The following is a 23,063-nucleotide window of genomic DNA, read 5'->3' on the forward strand; positions in this document are numbered from 1 at the left end:
AGTGTTCCTAATGCTTATTGGCAGCCACTTGAGCCCGTATACTGCCTTGAACGTCTATATAAAATACAATTTTTTTAGGATGCTGTGCTAAAGCCATCTTTGTCAAGTATAGAACTTTTTGCTTACAACTTCCCAACAATATGCGCCATCAAAACGGACTTAGAAAATCGATTTTAGTTTATTGTTTAACGAATTCCATCCATTTTTTAAACGATTCATCATCGTTTTATCTCTATTTTCGTCGGCAACTTCAATTGCATCAGGTATTTCACTTTGACTATACATCAATAACCCCGCAGCAGTAATATATTGCGAACGACGTAAAGCGGCTAAATATGCATCATCTGCACCGACCTGTAAAGGTGGATTACCTAAATGAGCTGAAACCCCAAAGATTCTACGCGCCAAACTTACCATACCTTCAATCTGGCAAGCATCACCTGTAAGCACAACGCCATGATATAGCCCGTGGATTGCGCCCGTTTCATCAAGATCATTACGAATAGTATTTAAAATTTGTTCGTAACGCGCAATGATAATTTCGCTCAATTCAATACGACTAATGGTCTGTGGCCCTTCAATCCCCTGCACATGCAACATGTGATCTGGTTTAACCACATTCATATCGACACAGCCATGCAGAATTTTTATTCGCTCAGCTTCTTCAGTTGTGGTTTGCAAGACAGCCGCTATATCACGGGTCACATGTTCACCGCCCACTGCATAGGTCTTGGTCAATGCTAAACGGCCATCGAGGTAAACCGCAAGATTGGTTGTACCCGCACCAATATCGAGTAAGCATACGCCATAATCTTTTTCATCCTGCAACAAGCTCGCTTCGGCCGTTGCTAAACATGAAATGACCATGCGTTCAACACCAATATTGGCACCTTTCATCGCACGATCAAGGTTCTGCATGGTACTAATTGGCAACATCATCAACTGATAGTGCCCTGTCATACTATGTGCTGACATGTTAATTGGGTTAATCACCCATTGCTGTGAATCATCAAGCTCAAAACCCAATGGTACAGCACTAGCAAGATAATGATCTGGCGTAATATGACTGGCCTTAGCAAGTTCTAGTGCGCGCACAACTTCATTGGTGGTAATGGTATGATCAGGATTGGCAATCGGGGTACGCCCTGCTGCATAAAAGCTTTTTAAATCAGCACTTGGAATCGAAATCCAGGCGGAATGCACACGGCACTCTGCCATATTTTCAGCTTCTGCAACCGCATTTTTAATCGCAGAAATCACTTTATCCAGACTAACTATTTTACCTTTGTTCATACCGCGATTGCGTGCAGTTGCCATACCAACAACCTGAATATTGTCGGGTGCATGAACTTTACCTATCAAGACTGAAACTTTATGCGTCCCGATGTCTATTGCTACAACTGAGGGAACCGCTTCACTCATTACCTACTACCATTGATTTATGATTTATGATTAATTATTGGCATAGCGCCCGCCAGTATTCCAATATTAATGCGCTTGCGCCGTATTTGGCTCACTCGCTGGTGTACTGGCAACATTATTGCTCGCTATAAATTGTCCATGCGAAACAGGTGTTTCACCTCTCCACTGGATTGCCAGCCCATTTCTGTAACGCAAATCTACAGTGGCGATTTGAGACCAAATCGGCTTTAAATCTGTTCCTGCAAGTACACTTAAACGCTGTAGTTTGCTCATGGTTTGATCCTGATCCACAATAATTCGTAATCCTGAATCAAACTGCATAAACCAAGTCATGCGTTCAGTTAAATACAACTCTTTTAAATGAACATTAAAAGGTTGAAATAGTTGATTTATCTCATTATAACGTCGCATCATCAACTGTGACTGGCTAATCGGCCCATGTAACAATGGTAAATTATTGTGTGGCTGCGGTGCAGCTTCACTATACACATCGCCATTGTCACTCAGTAAACGTCCTGTTCCCCAGCGTGCAATCGGGTGGCGAGGAAAAACTCGCACACGAATTGCATTTGGCCATGCACGAGAAATGACAACCCGATCAACCCATGAAATTTCTAAAGTCCGATCACGGATTTTTTCCAAATCCGAAGTAAAATAATTATCTCGTATAATCGGTTTAACATACGCGTCAACTTGCTGAGCTTCTAGAGCAGAATCATTACCGACCACTTGCAAATCTGCAACACGCGCATCTGTAATAATCTTATATAACCCATAAGCCCCAGCAATAAAAACAGTTGTTGCAATTATTAACAATATCCATCCACCCCAATTTACCATTTTCTCGGCACGTGTGGGCGGCTTTTCATGAATAGAGGTGACTGCTGCGCGTGGTTTGCGACGCATTGAAGCTGGTAATTGCGCCATAAATTAGCGAACCGTTTCCGTCAAGGTTTGTTCTAAAATAGCCACGCAAAGAGTGTCAAAATCATAACCAACTGCTTTAGCCGCTTTCGGCACCAGCGAATGGCTGGTCATACCTGGAACTGTATTCACTTCCAGCAACCAGAAATTGTTCTGTTCATCCTGCATAGCATCAATACGCCCCCAGCCACTTGCACCAACCGCTTGGAAAGCGCGCAAGCATAATGCCTGTAAGCGTTGCTCATCTGACTCACTCAAGCCACAAGGGATGCCATATTGCACGTCATTACGCTGATATTTGGCTTCATAATCATAAAAAGCCACATCTGCGGGTGGTTGCAAACGAATCACAGGCAACGGCTGACCATTCAAAAATGAAATGGTGAACTCACGTCCAGTAATCCATTTTTCTGCCATAACGACAGCATCGTGCTGAGTGGCTTTGGCAATCGCAGCAGCAAGGTCTTCCGCTTTTTCGACCTTACTCATACCAACGCTTGAACCTTCATGCACAGGCTTGATAATTAAAGGTAAACCAAGGCTTTCAATCACTTCGTTCAAATCAGTGTCTTTACCAATAATACGGTAAGGTGCTGTTGGTAAATCTGAACCTTGCCAAACTTGCTTGGTTTTGACTTTATCCATACCAATCGCCGAGCCTTGAACGCCCGTACCTGTGTATGGAATATTTAACCATTCAAGCACACCTTGAATCTGGCCATCTTCACCACCACGACCATGCAAAACAATAAAAGCACGATCATAGCCAACCAGTTCAGTCACGCTACGTTCTTGTGGATCAAATGCTTCTGCATTGACACCTGAACGCAACAACGCTTCAAGAACCGCTCGACCACTATCTAAGGAAACTTCACGCTCTGCTGAACGTCCACCCAATAACACTGCAACCTTGCCGAATTTTGAAGCATTTGACACGTTTTTTATCCTTAAATCTAAGCAAACCACCCAAGCGGGATTATTTTATAAATAAGCGTTTTTGCGCTAACTCAACCGAAATTGCACCCACGTTACCCGCACCTTGTGTTAATAACAAGTCATTTGGTTGTAACACTTTTTGAATGACATTTTCGAGATTTCCATCAACTGGATCAATCAAAATCGGTTCAACTTCACCACGTAAGCGAATGCTGCGCGCCAATGAACGGCTATCTGCCCCAACAATTGGTTTTTCACCTGCTGGATAAACCTCAAGTAACAGTAACTGATCTACCTGTGACAGCACGTCAACAAAGTCATCAAAACAATCGCGGGTACGGCTAAAGCGGTGTGGCTGGAACAACATGACCAAACGGCGATCAGGATGGCTCTGACGAGCTGCCTTAATGGTCGCTTCAACTTCTTTTGGATGATGACCATAATCATCAACCAATTTGACATTGCCTTCACCCAGTGGATATTCACCTTGTACTTGAAAACGGCGACCTACACCACTAAAACCTTCCAAAGCACGGCAGATTGCAGCATCAGAAACCCCTTCATCGGTTGCGACACCAATCGCTGCCAAAGCATTTAAGATATTGTGCAAACCTGGTTGATTGATGGTGACACGTAGTGGCTCACGATCTTTACGTAAAACGGTAAAGTGCGAACGCATACCATCTTGGTCAACCTCAACCGCACGAATGTCATTATCTTCATTGAAACCATAAGTGACCGTTGGGCGACCAAAACGCGGCATGATTTCACGCACATTGGCATCATCACCACAAACTACAGCCAAGCCGTAGAAAGGTAAGCGGTGAATAAACTCAATAAAGGTATCTTTTAATTTGTCAAAGCTACCACCATAGGTGTCCATGTGATCCGCATCGACATTGGTAATAATGGCAGCCATTGGCTGTAAAAACAAAAATGAAGCGTCAGATTCATCTGCTTCAGCCACAATATAACGGCTCGCGCCCAGCGCAGCATTGACACCTGTACGGTTCAGTAAGCCACCGATCACATAAGTTGGATCGAGATTTTCTTCTGCCAGCATGGTCGTCAATAAACTGGTGGTCGTGGTTTTACCATGTGTACCTGCAACTGCAATCCCGTGGCGATAACGCATTAACTCGCCTAGCATTTCTGCACGACGCACTACAGGAATACGCTTTTCAAGTGCTGCTTTGACTTCAGGGTTTTCATGATCAATTGCAGTTGAAACCACCAAGACATTGGCATCTTGCACATTTTCAGCTGCATGCCCGATATACACCTGAATGCCTTTTTCTTCCAAATGTGCTGTGGTTTTAGAGGCTTTGATGTCTGAACCAGAAACGCAATAACCTTGGTTTTTTAAAACTTCAGCGATACCACACATCCCTGCACCACCAATTCCCACAAAATGAATGTGTTTAATACGGCGCATTTCAGGCACTTTGATAAGTTTGTTGACTTGATCTACTGGGGTTGTCGATGACATACGATGCTCTAACTATAATGCTTGGATTAAATCCACCACATGTTGTGTGGCTTCTGGTTGTGCGTGTTGACGCGCTTTAGTTGCCATTTCAGAGAGTAACTGGCGATTCATCAGCGGAGTCAATAATTGCTGTAAACTTTCAGGGGTCATGCTGGCTTGCGGGCAGATTTTTGCTGCACCAATACCCTCAAGAAAACGGGCATTGGCGGTTTGATGATCATCGACCGCACTTGGCAGTGGAATAAAAACGGCGGCAACGCCTGCGGTTGCAACTTCCGTCACTGTCAATGCACCTGCCCGACAAATAATAAGATCGGCATCGCTATAAGCTTTTGCCATATCTTCAATAAAGGGAACCACTTGCACTTGTAACTGCTGCGGCGCATTCGCATAGCGAGTTTGCGTTTCAGCAAGCTGTTTTTGCCCGCACTGATGGGTAATATGCAATTCAACATCGAGTTGTTTAAATGCTTCTGGCAATTTTTCATTCAGTGCTTGTGCGCCAAGTGAGCCACCGACCACCAAAATATTCAGCGGTTGATGGGCTTGTTCACGGGTTTCGTAACGCCATTTCGGTGTTAATGTCTCGGTAATTTCTTTACGTACAGGGTTGCCCGTCGTCACAACCTTGCTCGATGCAGGAAACGTATTTGGAAATGCCTGACAAATTTTACTTGCCACACGTGCCAATTGTACATTGGTAAAGCCTGCAACGGCATTTTGCTCATGAATCAGTACAGGAATTCCAAGCGCGCGTGCAGCCAAACCACCTGGGCCTGCAACATAACCACCAAAACCTGCAACCACATCGACCTGTTGCTGTTTCATGAAGCGCATCGCAGCTAAAGTTGCGCCCAAAATTTTAAATGGTGCAACCAGTTTACGTAGTAAACCATTACCACGCACACCCTGAATATCAATCTGATAAATCGGAATGTTTTGGTCTTTTAACAAACGGTTTTCCATGCCTGCTGGAGTTGCCAGCCAAGAGACACGATGACCTTGTTGTTGTAATAATTTTGCCACGGCTAATGCAGGGAAAACGTGTCCACCCGTACCAGCAGCCATCATCATGACATGTTTCGGTTTTTGTAATTGAGAATTGGTCACGGTTAAATACTTCAGCTGTGCAAGTTACGTAAATTTCTTGGCTTATTTTAATCATAAAGTCTTATTGGCGTGAATGATTTTCACGTCATTTAAACAAATATTGATTAATTAAAGTGATACTGATCTTGTTATCTCACATTCTTGCTAAATCATGCTTAATCTGTTTGTTCAAATCACGACAAGTTTGGTATTTTTCTCTCACGGTAAGCACGCAAATCAACTCAGTCGATACACAACCCTTCATCAGGCAGTTTTTTTAGATCATAAGAAATCGATATAATTTATGTTCAATATGTTATTGATGCTGATCTTAAAAATTGATGAGCGTACCTTGATACGCTCATATTATCGGATTTTGAATATTTTTACTGAATAAACAGCTCACAGGAGTGAATTAACGCCCCCGCTCTAGCACATCAAATAATGTATCAGCAATCGAAGTTCCAAACTGAGCATCGATTTCACGGATACAGGTTGGGCTGGTCACATTAATTTCAGTAACATAGTTACCAATCACATCTAACCCTACAAACACCAAACCTTTTTCACGTAAGAATGGACCGACTTTTTCAGCAATTCGCTTGTCATTTTCACTCAATGGTCGAGCCTGCCCTAAACCACCCGCTGCCAAGTTGCCACGCACTTCACCATTTTGAGGAATCCGTGCCAAGCAGTAAGGAATCGCTTCGCCATTGACCATCAAAATACGTTTATCCCCTTCCACAATTTCAGGAATATAGCGCTGTGCCATGATCGGTTGCTGACCATTCTGGGTTAATAGCTCAAGCGTCGACCCAATATTCACGCCGTCTTGGAATAAACGGAAAATTCCCATTCCACCCATACCATCCAGTGGTTTAACAATCACATCACCGTGTTCAGTAATAAACTCGCGCATCAAACTTTCTTGTGATGTAACCAGAGTTGGAACTTGAAGCTCAGGGAACTGGGTTGCAAATAGTTTTTCATTGCAGTCACGCAATGACTGTGGTTTGTTGATAATCCACGCACCTTCGCGTTCTGCCTGTTCCAAAATATAGGTGGTATAGACAAAATTCATATCGAACGGTGGGTCTTTACGCATTAAGATCACATCGTAATCCGCCAGTGATTGTTTTTGTTTTTCACCCAGTTCGTAATAATGCTGATAATCTTCAAAAACTTTCAGTGGTGCAATCAAGCCAAAGGCTTTACCCTGATCAATATATAAATCTTGTTGTAAAACATACCCCAAATCATGTCCACGGCGACTCGCAGTCCATAGCATTGCCATGGTCGAGTCTTTCTTCAAATTGACATTTTCAATGGGATCCATCACAACCAATACACGCATGATTTTTTACTCTAGCTATTTTTTGATGAGAAAAAGTATAGCGGAGATTGTAGCGGTCTTTTTCTGAATTTCAGTAAAGCCTCATATATTATTTGCAAGAAAATAAAGGAGGAACTCATGCAGCAGGCGATTATTGGGTTTCATTTAGATGAAGAACAACACTGGGTTGCAGATCTGGCCTGCGGACATACGCAACATGTACGGCATATACCCCCTTGGCAAAACCGCCCTTGGGTCATGACTGAGCAAGGACGTCAGAAAAAATTGGGGATGATGCTCGAATGTAAGAAGTGTGATGAGGAAAATTTCGAATAAGTAATTTTATTGGCAAAAAAATCAGAGATTTACTTCATAAAACGCCGACTTGTTGCAGAATTGGCGTTTTGTGCATTTTTTAGCATGTTGTAAAATTTTAAGCTACTAATATTTAACGTAGTATTAAAAAAATCGTATAAACACGATTATGTTAGATGAATGTATTAGTCTGTAATTTATAATGTTGAAAATTAAATTGGATGGGTAACATGGATATTGCTGTTTTTAGCGATTATGGTGAAATAGATACAAAAATTATTGAAAATTATGCTGAAACATTGGGCTTTAAATTTCCCAAATCTTATGTTCAATTATTAAGTAAACACAATGGATTAACGCCTGAAAATAACTATTTTCAATTTTTAGATCATAATAATGAGATCACAGATAGAGATGTATATTTTTACAGCTATGGTTATAAAGAAATAGAGATTTGGGATGAAGAAGATCGTATAAAGTATCAGAACGCTATTAAAAGTTATGATGCTATAGAGTTGAATCAACCAGATGAATATATGTATGAAAATATGATTATTTTTGCAAGCTGTGCAGGCGGTGACTTTATTGCTTTCGATTATAGAAATGATCCCAATACAGATAATCCCTCAATCACTCTAATTTACCATGATGATCTTATTGAAATATCACCGAATGGGGATAAGTTGAGAGCCATAAAAATAGCTAACAGCTTTAATTCTTTTATGACCGAGTTAAAGAAAGATGATTTTTAAAAATAGCTAAAATTAACATAAACAGCTTATGCGAAATGCTTAAAATTTCTTATTAAGCATCAATATCTTAATCAAAGCCGCTTCAGGGTTCAGCACACTACAACGGCTTTTTCATGATTTTCACATTTCACGACTATTATTTAATCGTTTAAATTAGATCTACTCAACAATTTACTTAAATAATCAATAAAAAAGGAAGCCTTAGCCTCCTTTTTATTCAAGTAAATATAGACTTAAATACCATATTTCTCACGGTACGCCTGCATATTGGCTAAAGCTTCTTTCTCACCTTTGACATCTAGATAATCCATCAAATCTTTCATGGTAATCAGTGCATGTACAGGAATCTCAAGTTCTTTTTGTACTTCCTGAATTGCAGAGAGTTGACCCTGACCGCGTTCCTGACGATCTAACGCAACCAACACACCCGCGATGCTCGCACCTGCATTTTTCAAAATGGTGACCACTTCACGAATCGCTGTACCAGCGGTAATCACATCATCAATAATCCAGACTTTTTTACCTTCAACAGCAGCACCGACTAAAACACCACCTTCGCCATGATCTTTAGCTTCTTTACGGTTAAAGCCCCAAGGCACACTTTTACCATGAATTTGTGACAATGCCACAGCCGTTGCAGCAACAAATGGAATCCCTTTATATGCAGGCCCAAAAATAACTTCAACATTGTCACACTGAATCAATTGATCCGCATAACCTTGTGCAAGCAGTGATAATGCTTCACCATCGTTGAGTAAGCCTGCATTGAAAAAATAAGGGCTAACACGACCCGATTTTAAAGTAAACTCACCAAACTTCAGCACACCTCGTGATAAAGCAAGGTCAATAAAAGCCTGTGGGTTAAATTGAGATGGCGTTGTCATGAGGGCTCCAAATTTAGATATTAAGGTAAGACTTGAGCATGATACCAAAGGATCACTATCCAAGTGAGGCAAAAATTCTACGCGTCGTCTCGATTAACGTAAATGGGCTACGTTCTTCTGTGACCAAAGGTCTGCTGGACTGGCTAGAACAGTCCGATGCTGATGTGGTCTGCATTCAGGAAAGTCGTATTACTCATGCCCAATGGACAGACAAATTTAAACCAGAAGGCTGGCATACGCATCTCTTTCCAGCAGAACGTGCAGGTTATGCAGGTACAGCAATCTATAGCCGACTCCCCTTTCTCTCGGTTCGAGATGGTCTGGGCTTTGAACTGGCAGATTCACAAGGGCGTTTTATTTGTGCCGAATTTGATTTAGGACTAGAGCAACCTGTACATATTGCATCGTTGTATTTACCTTCAGGTTCTTCAGGTGAAGAAGCGCAAATCCGTAAGGATCAGTTTTTAGATGAATACAAAAAAATCCTGAAGCAATGGCGTGATGAGAATAAATCCATCATTGTCTGTGGCGACTACAACATCGTACATAAACGGATTGACATTAAAAACTGGTCAGGCAATCAAAAAGCTTCAGGCTGCCTCCCTCATGAACGTGCATGGCTTGACCATATTTATGATGAACTGGGCTATGTCGATACCTTCCGTGTGGTGCGCCCTGAACCAGAACTGTATTCCTGGTGGTCAAATCGCGGACAAGCTCGTGCGAAAAATGTCGGTTGGCGAATTGACTATCAGGCGTGTTCACCTGACTGGAAAACGCGCACAATGAACGCATGGGTCTATAAAGACCAATGGTTTAGTGACCATGCACCTGTTATTATTGATTATCAGCTTAATTAATTTCTGTGAACACATGTTCACAAAACTACTAAAAATAACTTACATCCATTGTCGCCTAAAATGCTTTTTTCTGACATCACTTTGTAGCAATATACACGCACGGCACAGGGACATGTCAGGATGACAGCAAAAGGATAGGACGCCGTAGGATGAAGTAAAAATAAACTAAGTTTCTTAGATTATTTTTCAAGGATGTGACATCGGACGTTGTAAATGAGACCCGCATAATCAGGATGATCTAATGCGGGTTTTCTCTATTTGAAATACCCACTTTTCCCAACAAGATAAGCATAGCCGAAAACAGATTTTTTGGTTAAGCTCATTTGTCATATTGATAGATGAGTAATGAATATGCTGAAAATTTACGGTATCAAAAACTGTAATTCCATGAAAAAAGCCTTCGATCTGCTGAATGAATTAGGTTTAAGCTACGAGTTTAATGACTATAAAAAGCAAGGCATTGATACAACAACAGTCAAACAATGGCTAGATACCTGTGGGCAAGACCAGATCTTAAACAAAAAAGGCACCACATGGCGTAAACTCAGCGAAGCTGAACAACAGCAAGCGCTTGCGAACGAAGACAATCTGATTCAGGCACTCATCACACATACCAGTTTAATTAAACGCCCTGTGCTGCAAACTGCTCAAGGCTTCGTTGTTGGCTTCGATGAGGCTGCTTACCGCAACTTAAAGTAAAAAATAAAGCCTAGAGCAACACGTGCCTAGGCTTCACCTTTTTAAATATCAGGTGTTAGTGAATACGGTTCCAGGTCTGGTTACGTCCAAGCGCAGAAAAGCCCAAATACCCCCGAATTTTAAGCTGCTTGCCGCCGTTAATTAACTGACCTTTTAGGCTATAGGTTTTGCCATTTTTCGGATCAAGGATTGAACCATTATCGTACTGATTACCCCCCACATTTTTTAGACCACGTACAATCGTCACCCCATGTAATGGTTTGTTTTTGTAGGGACCTTCGCAGTTGGTACAGCTATTTTCTTCCCCAGGGGTCAGTACTTTTTGAATACTTGCAGACAATGTGCCATTTTTTTGCTCGGTAAAGACAACAATCGCTTTAGGCTTTTTGGTTTCATCATCAATAGTTTGCCAAACTGTTCCATTGAGCTGATCTGCTGCATGTGCAGCCATCGCGGCACCAAATAGTCCAAACGCAAGTAACATTTTTTTCATTATTTCTTCCCTAATCATCTGTAGTATTGCCAATCTTCAGTATTCAAAATACACCGCGAATTTGCAATTTCTCAGTGTGACCGTTTAGTGTTGCCTTGTAACAATATTTACAAGATCATCCTATATTGTGCTGTTCTCTTGCAAGAGGAAATATCAAGCAAGACCACATCAGATAAAAAGCCTAATAGACCTTAACCGTTTAAATGGAGCATTTTGCACTCCAATCACTGCGTTTTTTGTGTAAGTTGCTGCAAACGCTGAAGCAGTGCAGCCATTTTAAATTCACCTGTTAAACGCAAACTACGTTGTTCCTGATGTTGAATGTCTAAAAACAAATAGGTTGGTGGACCCAAAATATCCCATTGACTCAATAATGCCTGATGCGAAGCATCATACTGACTCAAATTCAGCTTGATCAGATAAAATGGCACAAGTGCCTGTTGTACCTGCGGTTGTGGCAAAATCTGATGTTCAATGGGCTGACATGCCACACACCAGTCAGCATAGACATCGACCACAATAGCTTGCCCTTGAGGCGCTTGTGCAAGCAACGCCTGAAATTCGACAGCAGTCTTGGCAACATGCCATTGCGCCTGAGTAGAGGTCCCAACAGTATTTTGACCTTGCCACCACTGGTATTGCTGGTAAGCGTATGCAGGCACCAGACTCAGCAGTAAAACTGCATACAGCCATTTTAGACCGCGCACATGTTTCACTGTGCCATAGAGCAAATAAGCAATAAAACTCACCAGCAGCAATACATTCAGGAGTTGCCACGCACTGCTATTCAAGACAGGGCGAATAAAATACAGCGCCAGCCCCAGCATAATAAATGCAAAGACTACCTTAACTTGCATCATCCATAGCCCCGCTTTGGGCAAGGCTCTGGAACCGAGCAAACTGACCAGCAGCATTGGGATTCCCATTCCCATGCCTAAGCTAAACAGTAAAACTGCACCATGCCATGGATTTTGGGTCTGAGAAATAAACAGTAAGGCGCCTGCAAGAGGTGCTGTCATACACGGCCCGACCAGCAAAGCAGAAATCACCCCCATGACTGAGGCGCCAAGTAAGGACCCCCCTTTTTGCATAGACTGTGCCCGATCTAAGTGATGTGTCCATGTCTGTGGCAACTTGATTTCAAACAGACCAAACAGGTTCAGCGCAAAGACCACAAATAACAAGCTAAATGCCATTAAAATGCTCGGCTGCTGTAACCAGCGCTGAAAGCTCAAGCCAAATGAAGATGCCACCACACCCAAAACTGCGTAAACCGATGCCATACTGCATACAAAGACCAGTGCAATACTCCATGCTTTTAAACCCTTATGCTCCCGAATCAAGAGCGAAGTCAAAATAGGAATCATCGGTAAAGAACATGGAGTAAAAGCCAGCAAAATGCCCAAGCCTAAGAACAACAGTAACCCATACACAAAAGAATGTTGACTGAGGCGCTGTGACCAGACTTCATCATCGGCAGTTAAAGCTGTTGCTGACTGGCTAGAATTGTCTGCCTTTGCTACTGGAGTAGTATTTAAAGTATTGGAACTGAGTGATGTAGATTGCTGCTGTGAAAGTTCAAGCAAACTAGACTGGGTATGCACCTGATCTTGCATACTGATCAGGCCATCGGCATCGGTGCGAATGGTGAGTTTTTGTGGTGGATAACACAAACGGTCTTTGGCACAACCCTGCCATGTCACCTGATAGCTCTGATTGGGTTGTGTTGGAATACTAAAACTGACCTGATTAAAGTACACCCAGCTTTGCCCAAAATTATCATCGTGCTGGGGCACGGCTTGCGGAAATTTAAGTGCGAGTTGCTGTTGTCCCTGCTGTACCGTAAATTTTTGCTGATACAGATAATAATGCGGCTGGATTTTCCAAGACAGTTGTGCCTGATGATCAGAGAGAGATTCCGCCGAAAACTGAAATGCCTGTTCAGCGGGCAACAACTCGTCGGCATGACTGAATACAGGAAAAGATACGATCAATAATAGGCAATATTGTAAGGCTAGCCACAATATTGCCGTTTTTTTGACATGCAACCGCATCGGCAGATCTGCTCATTGAATTTAGAACAGGTAGGATACGCCAAAACCGCCACTGTAGTCAGGTACATCGCCGCTCAAACCTACGCCAAAACTGGCATCGAATTGTGTGCGATTGTTAAGCTTGTAAACTAAACCTGTTGCCAACGAAGTCTGCTCAGCCTGGCTTTCCTGTTTACGATAAACAAACTGCGAAAAACCTGACCAGTTGCCAGCAATCTTATAACTTAAAGTCGGAATAGCCGTCCATGACCAGCGACCATCCTGCATTTCATAGAACATGGTGATACTGGTGTTCAGCAACTCATTTTGCTGATAAGCCACTGTTGAACCTAAAGTATAGGTATCTTGGTTTTCTCTAAAACCTCGATTACCTGTCGCAAAGGAGACTTTACCTAAAACCGCCATAGTCATTTGGTCATCTTGTAAATCAATGGCTTTTTTGATGCCTACAGATACATCTCCCAAACCATTATCATTGATTTTTTGACCTGCACGACGGATTTGTGTCCAAGCTGGCCCTTGCCAACCCAACTGCAATTCCATACTGTCGGTTAGCCCCGTACGAAAAAGCATGTCGGTCTGAATTATTGTAGTTTTCTCATAACCGTCAGCCGTACCCTGCTTTGTATAAGATACACTTGGCAAGCTCTGTTCCCATGCCAGTTGCCCGACTGGGGTAATACTTGTCCCAAAGCCTGAACCTGGACGGTCAAAAGAAAAATCAGTCGCTAGACTATGCATACTCACTGTTGAAGCAAGTGCGAATGCCGTGGTTTGCCATAGTTTCATAGATATTCTCAAGGATTAAGCGTTAAGTTAATTCTTTTGTCATTTTTGCACCATGCTCACGAAGCAACTGCAAAGTCTGCTTTTGCTCTGGCAAGGTTTGTGACCAATCGATTTCATCATAGTCACATTCAAAAAATAATTGGCTAATTGATGATAACACGGTTAAATCTTCATCATCCAACGTATTTGGGTTGACTTTTTCATCTAGCAACCGCTGCACTGCAGGAACACATGCTGCGCTGGCTGCATCCCAAAGTGGTCCATAAAATTCTTCCGCATCCCACAAATGCACATTGGCTTTCGCCTGAATCAAGGCATCTAAAATTTCAAGATGGGGCTGTAGTAGCTGCTGTTTTTGTTGTTCTGACAGAGGTTGTCCTGCCTCACAAGCATCACACAACGTTTCCCACCACTGGAACAAGCCATCACAGACCACGGTAATTGGCAAGCCTTTTTGAGGATCCATAAAATTAGGATCAAGCCCTTGAGATAACAGGTCTTGTACTTTGGCTGGGTCAAGTTGTTCAATGGCATCAATCAAGGCATGTTGTGATGTCGTTAGCATGATGGGTTCTCAATGGCAATGTGCTCAAGCCAGTTTAACAAGAAATCCAATATCAAAGGCAATAAAAAAAGCTCCCGAAGGAGCTTTTTTGGAAAAATCAGTCACTTAAGCTTCGTCTTCTTCTTCTTCAATTTCAAGCGGTTTAGCGCGAGGATTGTCTTTTTTCTCAATCACATGTTCTAGGCTACGTTTTAGGCGTTCGATTGCCCCATGAATTGCAGCATCCACAGTACCTGCTTTATGTGATACAGCAATCGGTTTCAATCCTGCTAGGCGTGCTTCAATCATGCAACGTAGGTCGTCATCTCCGCCCTTATCTCCATTTTCATCACTCAAATGTACTGAAAAGTGAGTAATACGTTCACTGTGACGTTGAAATTCATTCGTAAGTTCTGCACGTATATAGCCAATTAGACGTTCACTATTTTGGATATTTTTATCTGTACGGATTTCAATATTCATAAATTAATCCTCTCTTATTTCATCGATCTGCGCTGTGCAAAACAAAACAACCATCCATGTAAATGCACCTGAAACCTAATGATGCACGATGGTAAAAACACTTAAATTTATAAGCTTTTACATCTTCCTAAACAGAAGATGTTGTCACCATTTTTGCATATTGTTTCGGTGTCCTTATGTTTTAAATATCAGGCTATACTCGAAAATATGCAAGCATATTTTGCAAAAAAACGATCAAAAGGAAACCAACCGTGACAACTTCTTACTTGCGTGGTCAGGCACTCATCGATTGTATTCGTTCCACCCCCTACTCTCGTGACTTAATTGGCTATCATGGATCCCCTCCTCAAGCTCACTGGCCACATCAAGCCAAAATTGCGGTGCAATTCGTACTGAATTATGAGGAGGGATCTGAAAACCATATTGAGCATGGCGATGCAGGCTCAGAGCAATTTTTATCAGACATTATTGGGGCAGCCAGTTTTCCTGCCAAACACATGTCGATGGATTCCATGTACGAATATGGTTCGCGTGCAGGTTTCTGGCGTATCCATGAGGAGTTTCAGCGACGTAATTTACCCATGACCATTTTTGGTGTCGGTATGGCACTGATTCGTAATCCTTATGTGGTCGAAGCAATCAAGTCGGCGGGCTACGATGTGGCATCGCATGGGCAGCGCTGGATTCATTATCAAGACATGCCACTTGAACAAGAACGCCAATATATGGATCAGGCGATCAGCGTACTGGAAACGCTTTTTGGTGAAGCCCCAGTCGGTTGGTACACAGGGCGCGATAGCCAGAATACTCGCCAATTTTTAGCTGAATTTCCACAAATTCAATATGATAGTGATTATTATGGTGATGACCTGCCCTTTTGGACCACCCTGACCAACTCAGTAGGTGAAAGCCGACCACATCTGATTATTCCGTATACCTTAGAGTCCAATGATATGAAGTTTTGCTCGTCAGGTGGCTTCAACAGTGGTGAGCAGTTTTATCAGTATTTAAAAGATGCTTTTGATGTGTTGTATGCGGAAGGAGATACTGTACCGAAAATGCTGTCCATTGGGATGCACTGTCGAATTTTAGGCAAGCCTGGGCGCTTTAAGGCATTACAACGCTTTTTGGATTATATCCAGTCCCATGAACGGGTATGGATTTGTCGCCGTCAGGATATTGCCGAGCATTGGTATCAACATCATTATCCAAAGTAAAAAAATCTGTGTTGGCTCTTGCTTTTTAAGCCATGATTGCACATGTTTAAATAATTAAAAGCAACAATAAACTGGACATAATTATGCAACTCTCAGAATTCAACCAACTCTCCGAGACACAGGCGCAAGAATTTTTAAAACACTGTGTTCATATTTCTTCTTGGGTAAGAACACTTTCTGAACAACGCCCCTATCCAAGCAAGCACACCCTGATCAATGCAGCCGAGATGCAAACGGAAACATGGACATGGTCAGATATTAAAGCCGCACTAGATGCTCATCCACGCATTGGGGAACAACAGGCAAAACAGACCTTGTCAGCACAAGAGCAAGCTTTTTCACAACAAGAACAGGCTCTCGTTTATCAAGGTGTCGAGACTACTGATGCGCTGTATGAGGCCAATCTGGCTTATGAACAAAAATTTGGTTTTATCTTTTTAATTAAAGCCGTTGGTCTGACGCATATGGATATTTTTGAAGCCTTACAGCAACGTTTGCAAAATGACCTAGAGACTGAAAAACAGGTGGTTCATGAGCAGCTTGCGGGGATTGCTCTGCATCGTCTGGAACTGGGAATCGAAAGTGATTAGTACCCATATTTTAGATACGCATTTAGGCAAACCTGCTGCGGCTGTAACCGTGAAGTTATTTGAAGCAACCAAGCATACATTACTTGGGCAAGGACAAACCGATGCCGATGGTCGCCTGAAAGATTTTGGTTTGACTGCAATCGCAGCAGGCGAATATCAGCTTGAATATGAAATTTTACCTTACTTCGCATCTAAACAACTTGAGACTTTTTTCCCTAAAGTCTGTATCCAGTTTTATGTCGCAGATCCACAAGAACATTATCATGTGCCTTTACTGATTAGCCCATTCGCTTACTCTACCTATCGGGGGAGTTAAGCAGCAAATTGCTGACGACAAGGTATGATTCTGCCAAGCCGCAGGATTATACCAGTCAGACCAAATGGTCAAAATTAATTCATTTTCTGCACTAAATCCAAGCAGGATACTATGTAAAACCCTACTTTTTGCCGTGAGTTTTTTAATGGTGTTTTTACAGATGAATTATTAAAAAGCACATCACTCCTATTGTTCTCTCACACTTTCTCGGCTTTTCTGTCGTTTTTCTCAACGATCTGCTGTCGATTTGTCTAATCAATAGCTACATCCAAGCGAAATTTGTTTAAAATTGGTTAGTTTTTTGCATCTTGCTTGCAAACCAGTTTATTTTCGTGGGGAAGTCTACAATGAGCAACATTCGCCTTAAAAAAGCGCTTCTATTATGTGGTATTAGCAGCTTATGTTCTTCAGTTTTTGCATTGCCATTATCTAGCGATGACGCTTGTAAGGCCGCGAATGTCAGCGATTTTTCACAAATGTTTAGCTGTGGTACGGTTGAAGGTAGCTTACGTTTGGCTTCTTACTCAACCAACAATGCCTATTTTAGTAATATCAGCCAAGATACTACCTCTGCGGGTGGATATGTAAATTATAAAACAGCCCGTTACAATGGCTTCCAGGCAGTTGTCGGGATTGAAGGTCAAAATCGTCTTTCACATGGCTCTCATGATATCTCTGAATTGTCTGATGGCACCTTTGGCATTGGTGAAGCTTACTTAAACTGGACACAAGACAAATTCTCGGTGACGGTGGGTAATCAAAAACTTGACCTGCCATTTGTGGGTGATTACTCCTTCTATCGTGTGCAACCGTTCTTATATCAAGGCGTTGACATGAAGTACGGTGATGTCGATAACTTCGTTCGCGCTACCTATATTAATAAATACAAAAGCTACGGCGATGACAACTTTGCTCACCGTGACCGTTACAACGATGACCCATACTCAGCCGCAAAAAACACACGTCTTGATCATGTCGCCAGCTTTGGTCTGGGTAAAAAATTTAACTTGGATGATAAATACCTAAAAACTCAGGCTTGGGTAGAAAGCTATGAAGATTCATTCAACTTGTATTATGGCGAAGCCAATCTTGGTTTTAACAAAGTCAAATGGACACCTGAAGTCAGCGTGCAAGCCGCTTATGCCAATGACATTGGTGATGCGCAATTTGGTAAAGTTGACAGCACATCGCTCGGTGCTCAGTTGAAACTTAAACCAACAGAGAAACTGACTTGGCGTATTGGCTATGACCACGTATTCAAGAAAAATAATGCTTGGGGTCTAGGTAGTTTGCCAACACCTTATGCTCACAACACGTCTTCTGATCCGTACTTTGCACAGCCGTTCTTTACCAGTACTCAGGACTTAGGGCCTGGTGATTTCTACACTACAGAGCTTTCTTCTCCATTTGGTCAGAATGCTTTTGTCGGTACACGTTTAAGCTATGTTGCAGTGAACGATAGCTACAAAAAACTGAGCAGCCTCAACAATGACATGTATGAAGTAATGTTCTATGGTTTCTATAATTTCACAGGCTCTCTCAAAGGCTTGAGCCTGTCTGAATTTGTTGGCTTCCAAAAACTCCAAGGCGATGCCAACCTGTTCTTGCAAAACCGCTTTGGAATCACTTACAACTTCTAAGTGTCTTGGTATAACTACTGTTTCAACGGTAGTGCAATCTGACCAAGTTGTTAAAAAAGATGCCTCAAGGCATCTTTTTTATTGGTTTGCTGTTATTGTTTCAAATCAGGTTTAATCCAGTACATTTCCCACGATGTTATTGATAATCCCCTGCATAATATGTGGTCCCTGCTCCTGACGCAGTTCGCTATACCAAGCTTGTGTAGTTGCTTGATCTTTCATATGCGTCACATCACAGCGCTTGCGGGCACGTAACACCATTTCCTTGGTACGCTCATTACGTTTTTCTTGATAGCGTGACAAGGCATCTTGAATACCCAAAGTATTGATCTGTAAAGCACGCGCCAAATAAATCGCGTCTTCCATCGCCTGACAGCCCCCTTGCCCAATATCAGGAGTCGTACTATGCGCGGCATCACCCACCAACACCACACGACCTTTATAAAACTGTAGAAAGGGTTCAATGTCGTGGATTTCTACCCGATTGGTTTTTTGCGGATCCAGTCGTTCAATCAGGGTTTGCACTGGTGGGCACCAGTTTTGAAAATATTGTTTTAACTGGCTTTGATACTGGCTACGGTCATTCTCCAGACCCGCAGGTAATGGCACATCCAAAAAGAAATAAAAACGCTGATCTGCCACAGGCATCAGTGATGCTCGCTTCCCCTCACCGACATAAGTTGTCCATTGTTCAGCAGGCGCTAAATCCTCAGAAATATCCACCAGTCCATTCCAGTTGACGTAGCCTGCATAACGGCGCTGTACCTGCTCTCCAAGCACGTAAGCACGTGTTAATGAGTGTGTTCCATCCGCTCCAATCAAAAGCTCGGTTTTAGCCTCACTCCCATCAGCAAACTGAATTTTTACTCTATGTTCTTGTTGTTCTAAAGCCAGCATGCGCTTGCCCAAATGAATGTCCTCGCGACCAAATTCATCCATCAGCATATTTTGTAAGTCGGCACGCGAGACAGGATAAGGACGCTGCCCAACTTCCTGAATGAGCGGCTGCAAGCTGAACTGGGTCATGGTTTCCCCTGTCAGCCCATCGACATAAGCCAAATCATTCATTTGTCCGCCCAGTTTGGCGATTTTGTCTGATAATCCCAGATAGTTCAGACATTTAACCCCATTTGACCATAGCGAAATGGCGGCACCAACGGGAAGAATTTTTTCTGTTTGTTCATAAATGATTACTTTATGTCCGAACTTTTTTAGTGCAATTCCTGTGGTCAATCCTCCCATACCAGCACCGATAATCACAATGTCCATCTATAGCTCCTTTATATTTATAGCATTTGTTTAATTTTTGATGCCAAAAGCGTGCCATACGCGATATTTTGCGCTGAATGTGTTCAGTTACCGTAAAAACTGCCACATTTTTGCCAGTCTTCCCTAAGTAAACAACAATGCTAGTATAGGTAAAGGACTCATTTCAGTGACTAAAATAACAGCATACAGGAACCCTACATGGCAACCTTACTCGCCCCTGCTTTTGAACTTCCTACACATCTGGCGCATTTAACCAACCTTGCCGATGTGCGTATTGGTGCCCAAATTATTGACTGCTCCGATGAGTTCTTTGCAGAAGCGAAACGCATGCTCAATGCGGATGCCCCGATTTTTGCCGAAGACAAGTTTGATGATCATGGCAAATGGATGGATGGTTGGGAAACCCGCCGTAAACGTCATGCAGGCTACGACTGGTGTATCGTCAAACTTGGCGTGGCGGGCAAGATTTATGGGCTAGACATCGATACCACTTTCTTTACAGGTAACTATCCTGCTTCGGCTGCACTGGAAGCCTGCTATGCACCTGATGATCAGCTTGATCAGGCCGAATGGCATAGTCTGTTACCCAACAGTATTTTGGGTTCAAGCCAGCATCACTTTTTTGATATTGACTCAGATCAGGTCTTTACTCATATTCGCCTGAACATTTTTCCAGATGGTGGTGTAGCACGTTTACGTGTCTATGGTGAAGTGCAAATTCAGCTCCAAGACAACAACCAGACACTGGATTTACTGGCACTGGAAAATGGCGGACGAGTGATCGCCTATAGTGATGCACACTATGGTCATCCGCGTAATATGATTAACCCAGGTCGTGGTGTCAATATGGGTGACGGTTGGGAAACCAAACGTCGTCGTGCTCCTGGTTTTGACTGGTGTGTGCTGGCTTTGGGGCAAGCAGGTAGGATTGAAAAAATCGAGATTGATACTGCACATTTTAAAGGTAACTTCCCTGCCCAAGTGTCGATTCAGGCGGTGTATGTACAAGATGCCACTGACCCGCAACTGATTCCACAAAGCATGTTCTGGCCATTTTTACTCGAAGCGCAAGACATGCAAATGGATCATATACATAGCTATATCAATGAAATCTTGGCACATGAAAAAATCTCGCACATTCGCGTCAACATGATTCCAGATGGCGGCATTAGCCGCATTCGTTTATGGGGTAAGGTCACAAGATGAGTCAACTCAATATTCAGCTTGAACCATTAACCATCGAAAACTTCGCCGAATTCGGTGAAGTGATCGGTTGTACAGGGCATGATTTCTTTTATATTAATGAGGCGCATACCGAACGTTATCATGCCTTGGCACACACTGAAACCGATGTGGCAGGCAAGATCGGTATCAGTATTTTTCGTAATATCAAGACCACACTTTTGCCATTCAAGATTGATATTCTGGAACGGCATCCGATTGGTTCACAAGCATTTATTCCGATGCAGGGACAAAAATTCCTGATCGTAGTTGCGTCCAATTTAAATGCTGATCAACCTGACCTAAAGCGCCTTCGGGCATTTATTTCAGATGGCACACAAGGCGTGAATTACCGTGCAGGGACATGGCATCATCCCCTTCTGACGCTGGAAAGCCCAAGCGATTTTGCTGTGATTGATAGGCTTGGCACAGGGCACAACTGTGATGTGTTTGAGTTTGCTGAGCCTGTACTGATTCAAGAATAAAACCCTGAACAGGCTGTTTCGGTAGCCTGTTGCTAAATAACTGGAAAACATCAATTCTTTTGCTTTATGATCTTAAAATAACACAACATGACACTAGATCAAACATGGCAAAATTCTTAAATACCAGTGCAACCAATTTCTACCTTGAAGAACTGATTAAAAATGCCAAAGAGCGTTTAATTCTGATTAGCCCTTATTTACGTTTGAACGATCGTATTAAAGAATTACTGGAAGATAAAAACCGTCTGAAAATCGACATTCGGATTGTCTACGGCAAAAGTGATTTACATCCTGATGAAATTAAATGGATGCAGCGCCTCGACTATATTCGGGTCAGCTTCTGCAAAAACCTGCATGCAAAATGCTATATGAATGAGAATACCTGCATTATTAGCAGTTTGAATTTATATGAATTTAGCCAGATCAATAATAATGAGATGGGTATCTTAATTGAAAAACAACATGATGAGTCTGTGTTTCAAGATGCTTATGAAGAAGCACAACGGATTATTCGGATCAGCGAAGAAGTCCGCATTTCACTGGATGAAGTTCATAACCAAACCCAAGACGCAGAAGTCATAACTCAGGACAATGATGATGCTCAACAGAAACTAACGTCATCCAAACTGGCTGCCAAATACAAGTTAAAAACCCAAGATTTGCTAGATCTCTTTGTGGAGAAAGGCTTCCTGATTTTAAATGATCGTGGCAAGCATCAACTGACTGCACAAGGAAAATCTGTGGGCGGTGAATTTAAAACAAACCAGTACGGTGGCTATTTCCTTTGGCATACCGATATGCCGATTGAATAACATGTTTCTACATTTTCTCTACTTAGTCTTTGCAAAAGCATAAAACTTCTGCAATCTCGATTGGCTATAGTAGAAAACTTGTTTAGTGTGCCAACTTTTGTCCGTACCATGATGAAAAAATTGATTTTACTGAGCCTTGCTACCACAACGGCATTTTTAGCAGCCTGTAGCAGCAACCCTTCGGAAAAACAACTGGCGATGGCAAACCCTGCCAGTAAATACTGCCTAGAACAAGGCGGTAAACTGCGCCATCTAAAAGATGCCTTTGGCAATGAATCGTCCAACTGCAAATTACCCAATGGACAAGAGCAAGATGAATGGGATTTGTACCGAAAAACTCATCCATAAAAAAGAGGGCAATCGCCCTCTTTTTTATTCTATGCATTCGACTTCTTTCATACCCCTTTTTATTTCTCCCTATGGGAGAAAAATAAAGAGGGTGTAAAA

25 protein-coding genes are annotated in these 23,063 nt (G+C 42.4%); 12 read left to right on the forward strand and 13 right to left on the reverse strand.

The window, feature by feature from the left end; translation table 11 throughout:
- Positions 1–159: 159 nt before the first annotated feature.
- From ftsA to gshB, 6 genes are all read right to left on the reverse strand, one after another.
- Entirely contained in the window at positions 160–1,422 is a 1,263-nt protein-coding gene (gene ftsA / locus ACX1N5_RS07150; protein ID WP_004749995.1) for a cell division protein FtsA, read from the reverse strand.
- Positions 1,423–1,488: 66 nt separating this feature from the next.
- Complete coding sequence (locus ACX1N5_RS07155; RefSeq protein ID WP_458801206.1) at positions 1,489–2,349, reverse strand: cell division protein FtsQ/DivIB; 861 nt, start codon at positions 2,347–2,349, stop codon at positions 1,489–1,491.
- 3 nt (positions 2,350–2,352) lie between these two features.
- Positions 2,353–3,282: a D-alanine--D-alanine ligase gene (locus tag ACX1N5_RS07160; RefSeq protein ID WP_131382053.1), complete on the reverse strand. Its 930-nt coding sequence runs from the start codon at positions 3,280–3,282 to the stop codon at positions 2,353–2,355.
- Positions 3,283–3,322: 40 nt separating this feature from the next.
- The gene (murC, locus tag ACX1N5_RS07165; protein WP_458801204.1) at positions 3,323–4,771 is read right to left on the reverse strand and encodes a UDP-N-acetylmuramate--L-alanine ligase; all 1,449 of its coding nucleotides are present in this window, start codon (positions 4,769–4,771) and stop codon (positions 3,323–3,325) included.
- Positions 4,772–4,783: 12 nt separating this feature from the next.
- Positions 4,784–5,881 carry an undecaprenyldiphospho-muramoylpentapeptide beta-N-acetylglucosaminyltransferase gene (gene murG / locus ACX1N5_RS07170; protein WP_131382055.1) on the reverse strand — a complete coding sequence of 366 codons (1,098 nt, stop codon included), beginning with the start codon at positions 5,879–5,881 and terminating at the stop codon, positions 4,784–4,786.
- Positions 5,882–6,275: 394 nt separating this feature from the next.
- The gene (gene gshB / locus ACX1N5_RS07175; RefSeq protein WP_458801202.1) at positions 6,276–7,214 is read right to left on the reverse strand and encodes a glutathione synthase; all 939 of its coding nucleotides are present in this window, start codon (positions 7,212–7,214) and stop codon (positions 6,276–6,278) included.
- 117 nt (positions 7,215–7,331) lie between these two features.
- Between gshB and ACX1N5_RS07180 the strand changes: the two genes are divergently transcribed.
- Complete coding sequence (locus ACX1N5_RS07180) at positions 7,332–7,529, forward strand: DUF3565 domain-containing protein (protein WP_458801200.1); 198 nt, start codon at positions 7,332–7,334, stop codon at positions 7,527–7,529.
- 209 nt (positions 7,530–7,738) lie between these two features.
- A complete protein-coding gene (locus tag ACX1N5_RS07185) occupies positions 7,739–8,260 on the forward strand; it encodes an SMI1/KNR4 family protein (RefSeq protein WP_458801198.1) in 522 nt (173 codons plus the stop codon).
- A 233-nt stretch (positions 8,261–8,493) separates the two neighbouring features.
- On the opposite strand, the gene pyrE is transcribed toward ACX1N5_RS07185, so the two are convergent.
- Positions 8,494–9,144: an orotate phosphoribosyltransferase gene (gene pyrE / locus ACX1N5_RS07190; RefSeq protein ID WP_458801196.1), complete on the reverse strand. Its 651-nt coding sequence runs from the start codon at positions 9,142–9,144 to the stop codon at positions 8,494–8,496.
- A gap of 38 nt (positions 9,145–9,182) precedes the next feature.
- Between pyrE and ACX1N5_RS07195 the strand changes: the two genes are divergently transcribed.
- Both ACX1N5_RS07195 and ACX1N5_RS07200 read left to right on the forward strand, forming a co-directional pair.
- The gene (locus ACX1N5_RS07195) at positions 9,183–10,004 is read left to right on the forward strand and encodes an exodeoxyribonuclease III (RefSeq protein WP_004750008.1); all 822 of its coding nucleotides are present in this window, start codon (positions 9,183–9,185) and stop codon (positions 10,002–10,004) included.
- Between the two features lie 351 nt (positions 10,005–10,355).
- On the forward strand, positions 10,356–10,703 hold the full coding sequence (locus tag ACX1N5_RS07200) for a Spx/MgsR family RNA polymerase-binding regulatory protein (RefSeq protein ID WP_458801194.1): 348 nt from the start codon (positions 10,356–10,358) through the stop codon (positions 10,701–10,703).
- A 55-nt stretch (positions 10,704–10,758) separates the two neighbouring features.
- On the opposite strand, the gene ACX1N5_RS07205 is transcribed toward ACX1N5_RS07200, so the two are convergent.
- The 5 genes from ACX1N5_RS07205 to ACX1N5_RS07225 form a co-directional block, all read right to left on the reverse strand.
- On the reverse strand, positions 10,759–11,196 hold the full coding sequence (locus ACX1N5_RS07205; RefSeq protein WP_458801192.1) for a DUF2147 domain-containing protein: 438 nt from the start codon (positions 11,194–11,196) through the stop codon (positions 10,759–10,761).
- Between the two features lie 224 nt (positions 11,197–11,420).
- The gene (gene dsbD / locus ACX1N5_RS07210; RefSeq protein WP_458801190.1) at positions 11,421–13,250 is read right to left on the reverse strand and encodes a protein-disulfide reductase DsbD; all 1,830 of its coding nucleotides are present in this window, start codon (positions 13,248–13,250) and stop codon (positions 11,421–11,423) included.
- A 21-nt stretch (positions 13,251–13,271) separates the two neighbouring features.
- Positions 13,272–14,039, reverse strand: coding sequence for a transporter (locus tag ACX1N5_RS07215; protein WP_458801188.1), 768 nt, complete (start codon positions 14,037–14,039; stop codon positions 13,272–13,274).
- A 22-nt stretch (positions 14,040–14,061) separates the two neighbouring features.
- Entirely contained in the window at positions 14,062–14,604 is a 543-nt protein-coding gene (locus tag ACX1N5_RS07220) for an ankyrin repeat domain-containing protein (protein WP_131381756.1), read from the reverse strand.
- A 105-nt stretch (positions 14,605–14,709) separates the two neighbouring features.
- The gene (locus ACX1N5_RS07225) at positions 14,710–15,066 is read right to left on the reverse strand and encodes an HPF/RaiA family ribosome-associated protein (protein WP_004750017.1); all 357 of its coding nucleotides are present in this window, start codon (positions 15,064–15,066) and stop codon (positions 14,710–14,712) included.
- Between the two features lie 251 nt (positions 15,067–15,317).
- On the opposite strand from ACX1N5_RS07225, the gene puuE reads away from it, so the two are divergent.
- The 4 genes from puuE (at position 15,318) to ACX1N5_RS07245 (ending at position 18,829) form a co-directional block, all read left to right on the forward strand.
- Entirely contained in the window at positions 15,318–16,283 is a 966-nt protein-coding gene (gene puuE / locus ACX1N5_RS07230) for an allantoinase PuuE (RefSeq protein ID WP_458801185.1), read from the forward strand.
- Positions 16,284–16,366: 83 nt separating this feature from the next.
- On the forward strand, positions 16,367–16,873 hold the full coding sequence (uraD, locus tag ACX1N5_RS07235; RefSeq protein WP_458801183.1) for a 2-oxo-4-hydroxy-4-carboxy-5-ureidoimidazoline decarboxylase: 507 nt from the start codon (positions 16,367–16,369) through the stop codon (positions 16,871–16,873).
- Complete coding sequence (gene uraH, locus ACX1N5_RS07240) at positions 16,866–17,189, forward strand: hydroxyisourate hydrolase (protein ID WP_458801181.1); 324 nt, start codon at positions 16,866–16,868, stop codon at positions 17,187–17,189. The genes uraD and uraH overlap by 8 nt, the downstream gene beginning before the upstream one ends.
- 347 nt (positions 17,190–17,536) lie before the next feature.
- Positions 17,537–18,829: a hypothetical protein gene (locus ACX1N5_RS07245; RefSeq protein ID WP_458801179.1), complete on the forward strand. Its 1,293-nt coding sequence runs from the start codon at positions 17,537–17,539 to the stop codon at positions 18,827–18,829.
- Between the two features lie 111 nt (positions 18,830–18,940).
- Here the strand turns inward: ACX1N5_RS07245 and hpxO are convergent, their stop codons facing one another.
- Positions 18,941–20,098 carry an FAD-dependent urate hydroxylase HpxO gene (hpxO, locus tag ACX1N5_RS07250; RefSeq protein WP_458801177.1) on the reverse strand — a complete coding sequence of 386 codons (1,158 nt, stop codon included), beginning with the start codon at positions 20,096–20,098 and terminating at the stop codon, positions 18,941–18,943.
- A 198-nt stretch (positions 20,099–20,296) separates the two neighbouring features.
- Between hpxO and alc the strand changes: the two genes are divergently transcribed.
- From alc to ACX1N5_RS07270, 4 genes are all read left to right on the forward strand, one after another.
- Positions 20,297–21,304 carry an allantoicase gene (alc, locus tag ACX1N5_RS07255; protein WP_458801175.1) on the forward strand — a complete coding sequence of 336 codons (1,008 nt, stop codon included), beginning with the start codon at positions 20,297–20,299 and terminating at the stop codon, positions 21,302–21,304.
- Positions 21,301–21,804: an ureidoglycolate lyase gene (locus tag ACX1N5_RS07260; RefSeq protein ID WP_458801173.1), complete on the forward strand. Its 504-nt coding sequence runs from the start codon at positions 21,301–21,303 to the stop codon at positions 21,802–21,804. The genes alc and ACX1N5_RS07260 overlap by 4 nt, the downstream gene beginning before the upstream one ends.
- Positions 21,805–21,908: 104 nt before the next feature.
- Positions 21,909–22,616 (forward strand): phospholipase D family protein, encoded by a 708-nt coding sequence (locus ACX1N5_RS07265; protein ID WP_458801171.1) that lies wholly within the window; start codon positions 21,909–21,911, stop codon positions 22,614–22,616.
- Positions 22,617–22,676: 60 nt separating this feature from the next.
- Positions 22,677–22,964 carry a putative hemolysin gene (locus ACX1N5_RS07270; protein ID WP_458801169.1) on the forward strand — a complete coding sequence of 96 codons (288 nt, stop codon included), beginning with the start codon at positions 22,677–22,679 and terminating at the stop codon, positions 22,962–22,964.
- The last annotated feature ends 99 nt before the right edge of the window (positions 22,965–23,063 follow it).

Source organism: Acinetobacter sp. ANC 4636, from assembly GCF_054454555.1.

Coding starts and splice junctions, on each gene's coding strand:
- ftsA (WP_004749995.1), bottom strand. CDS start 1,422: ATGAGTGAAGCGGTTCCCTCAGTTGTAGCAATAGACATCGGGACGCAT.
- ACX1N5_RS07155 (WP_458801206.1), bottom strand. CDS start 2,349: ATGGCGCAATTACCAGCTTCAATGCGTCGCAAACCACGCGCAGCAGTC.
- murC (WP_458801204.1), bottom strand. CDS start 4,771: ATGTCATCGACAACCCCAGTAGATCAAGTCAACAAACTTATCAAAGTG.
- gshB (WP_458801202.1), bottom strand. CDS start 7,214: ATGCGTGTATTGGTTGTGATGGATCCCATTGAAAATGTCAATTTGAAG.
- ACX1N5_RS07180 (WP_458801200.1), top strand. CDS start 7,332: ATGCAGCAGGCGATTATTGGGTTTCATTTAGATGAAGAACAACACTGG.
- ACX1N5_RS07185 (WP_458801198.1), top strand. CDS start 7,739: ATGGATATTGCTGTTTTTAGCGATTATGGTGAAATAGATACAAAAATT.
- pyrE (WP_458801196.1), bottom strand. CDS start 9,144: ATGACAACGCCATCTCAATTTAACCCACAGGCTTTTATTGACCTTGCT.
- ACX1N5_RS07195 (WP_004750008.1), top strand. CDS start 9,183: ATGATACCAAAGGATCACTATCCAAGTGAGGCAAAAATTCTACGCGTC.
- ACX1N5_RS07200 (WP_458801194.1), top strand. CDS start 10,356: ATGCTGAAAATTTACGGTATCAAAAACTGTAATTCCATGAAAAAAGCC.
- ACX1N5_RS07205 (WP_458801192.1), bottom strand. CDS start 11,196: ATGAAAAAAATGTTACTTGCGTTTGGACTATTTGGTGCCGCGATGGCT.
- dsbD (WP_458801190.1), bottom strand. CDS start 13,250: ATGCGGTTGCATGTCAAAAAAACGGCAATATTGTGGCTAGCCTTACAA.
- ACX1N5_RS07215 (WP_458801188.1), bottom strand. CDS start 14,039: ATGAAACTATGGCAAACCACGGCATTCGCACTTGCTTCAACAGTGAGT.
- ACX1N5_RS07220 (WP_131381756.1), bottom strand. CDS start 14,604: ATGCTAACGACATCACAACATGCCTTGATTGATGCCATTGAACAACTT.
- ACX1N5_RS07225 (WP_004750017.1), bottom strand. CDS start 15,066: ATGAATATTGAAATCCGTACAGATAAAAATATCCAAAATAGTGAACGT.
- uraD (WP_458801183.1), top strand. CDS start 16,367: ATGCAACTCTCAGAATTCAACCAACTCTCCGAGACACAGGCGCAAGAA.
- ACX1N5_RS07245 (WP_458801179.1), top strand. CDS start 17,537: ATGAGCAACATTCGCCTTAAAAAAGCGCTTCTATTATGTGGTATTAGC.
- hpxO (WP_458801177.1), bottom strand. CDS start 20,098: ATGGACATTGTGATTATCGGTGCTGGTATGGGAGGATTGACCACAGGA.
- alc (WP_458801175.1), top strand. CDS start 20,297: ATGGCAACCTTACTCGCCCCTGCTTTTGAACTTCCTACACATCTGGCG.
- ACX1N5_RS07260 (WP_458801173.1), top strand. CDS start 21,301: ATGAGTCAACTCAATATTCAGCTTGAACCATTAACCATCGAAAACTTC.
- ACX1N5_RS07265 (WP_458801171.1), top strand. CDS start 21,909: ATGGCAAAATTCTTAAATACCAGTGCAACCAATTTCTACCTTGAAGAA.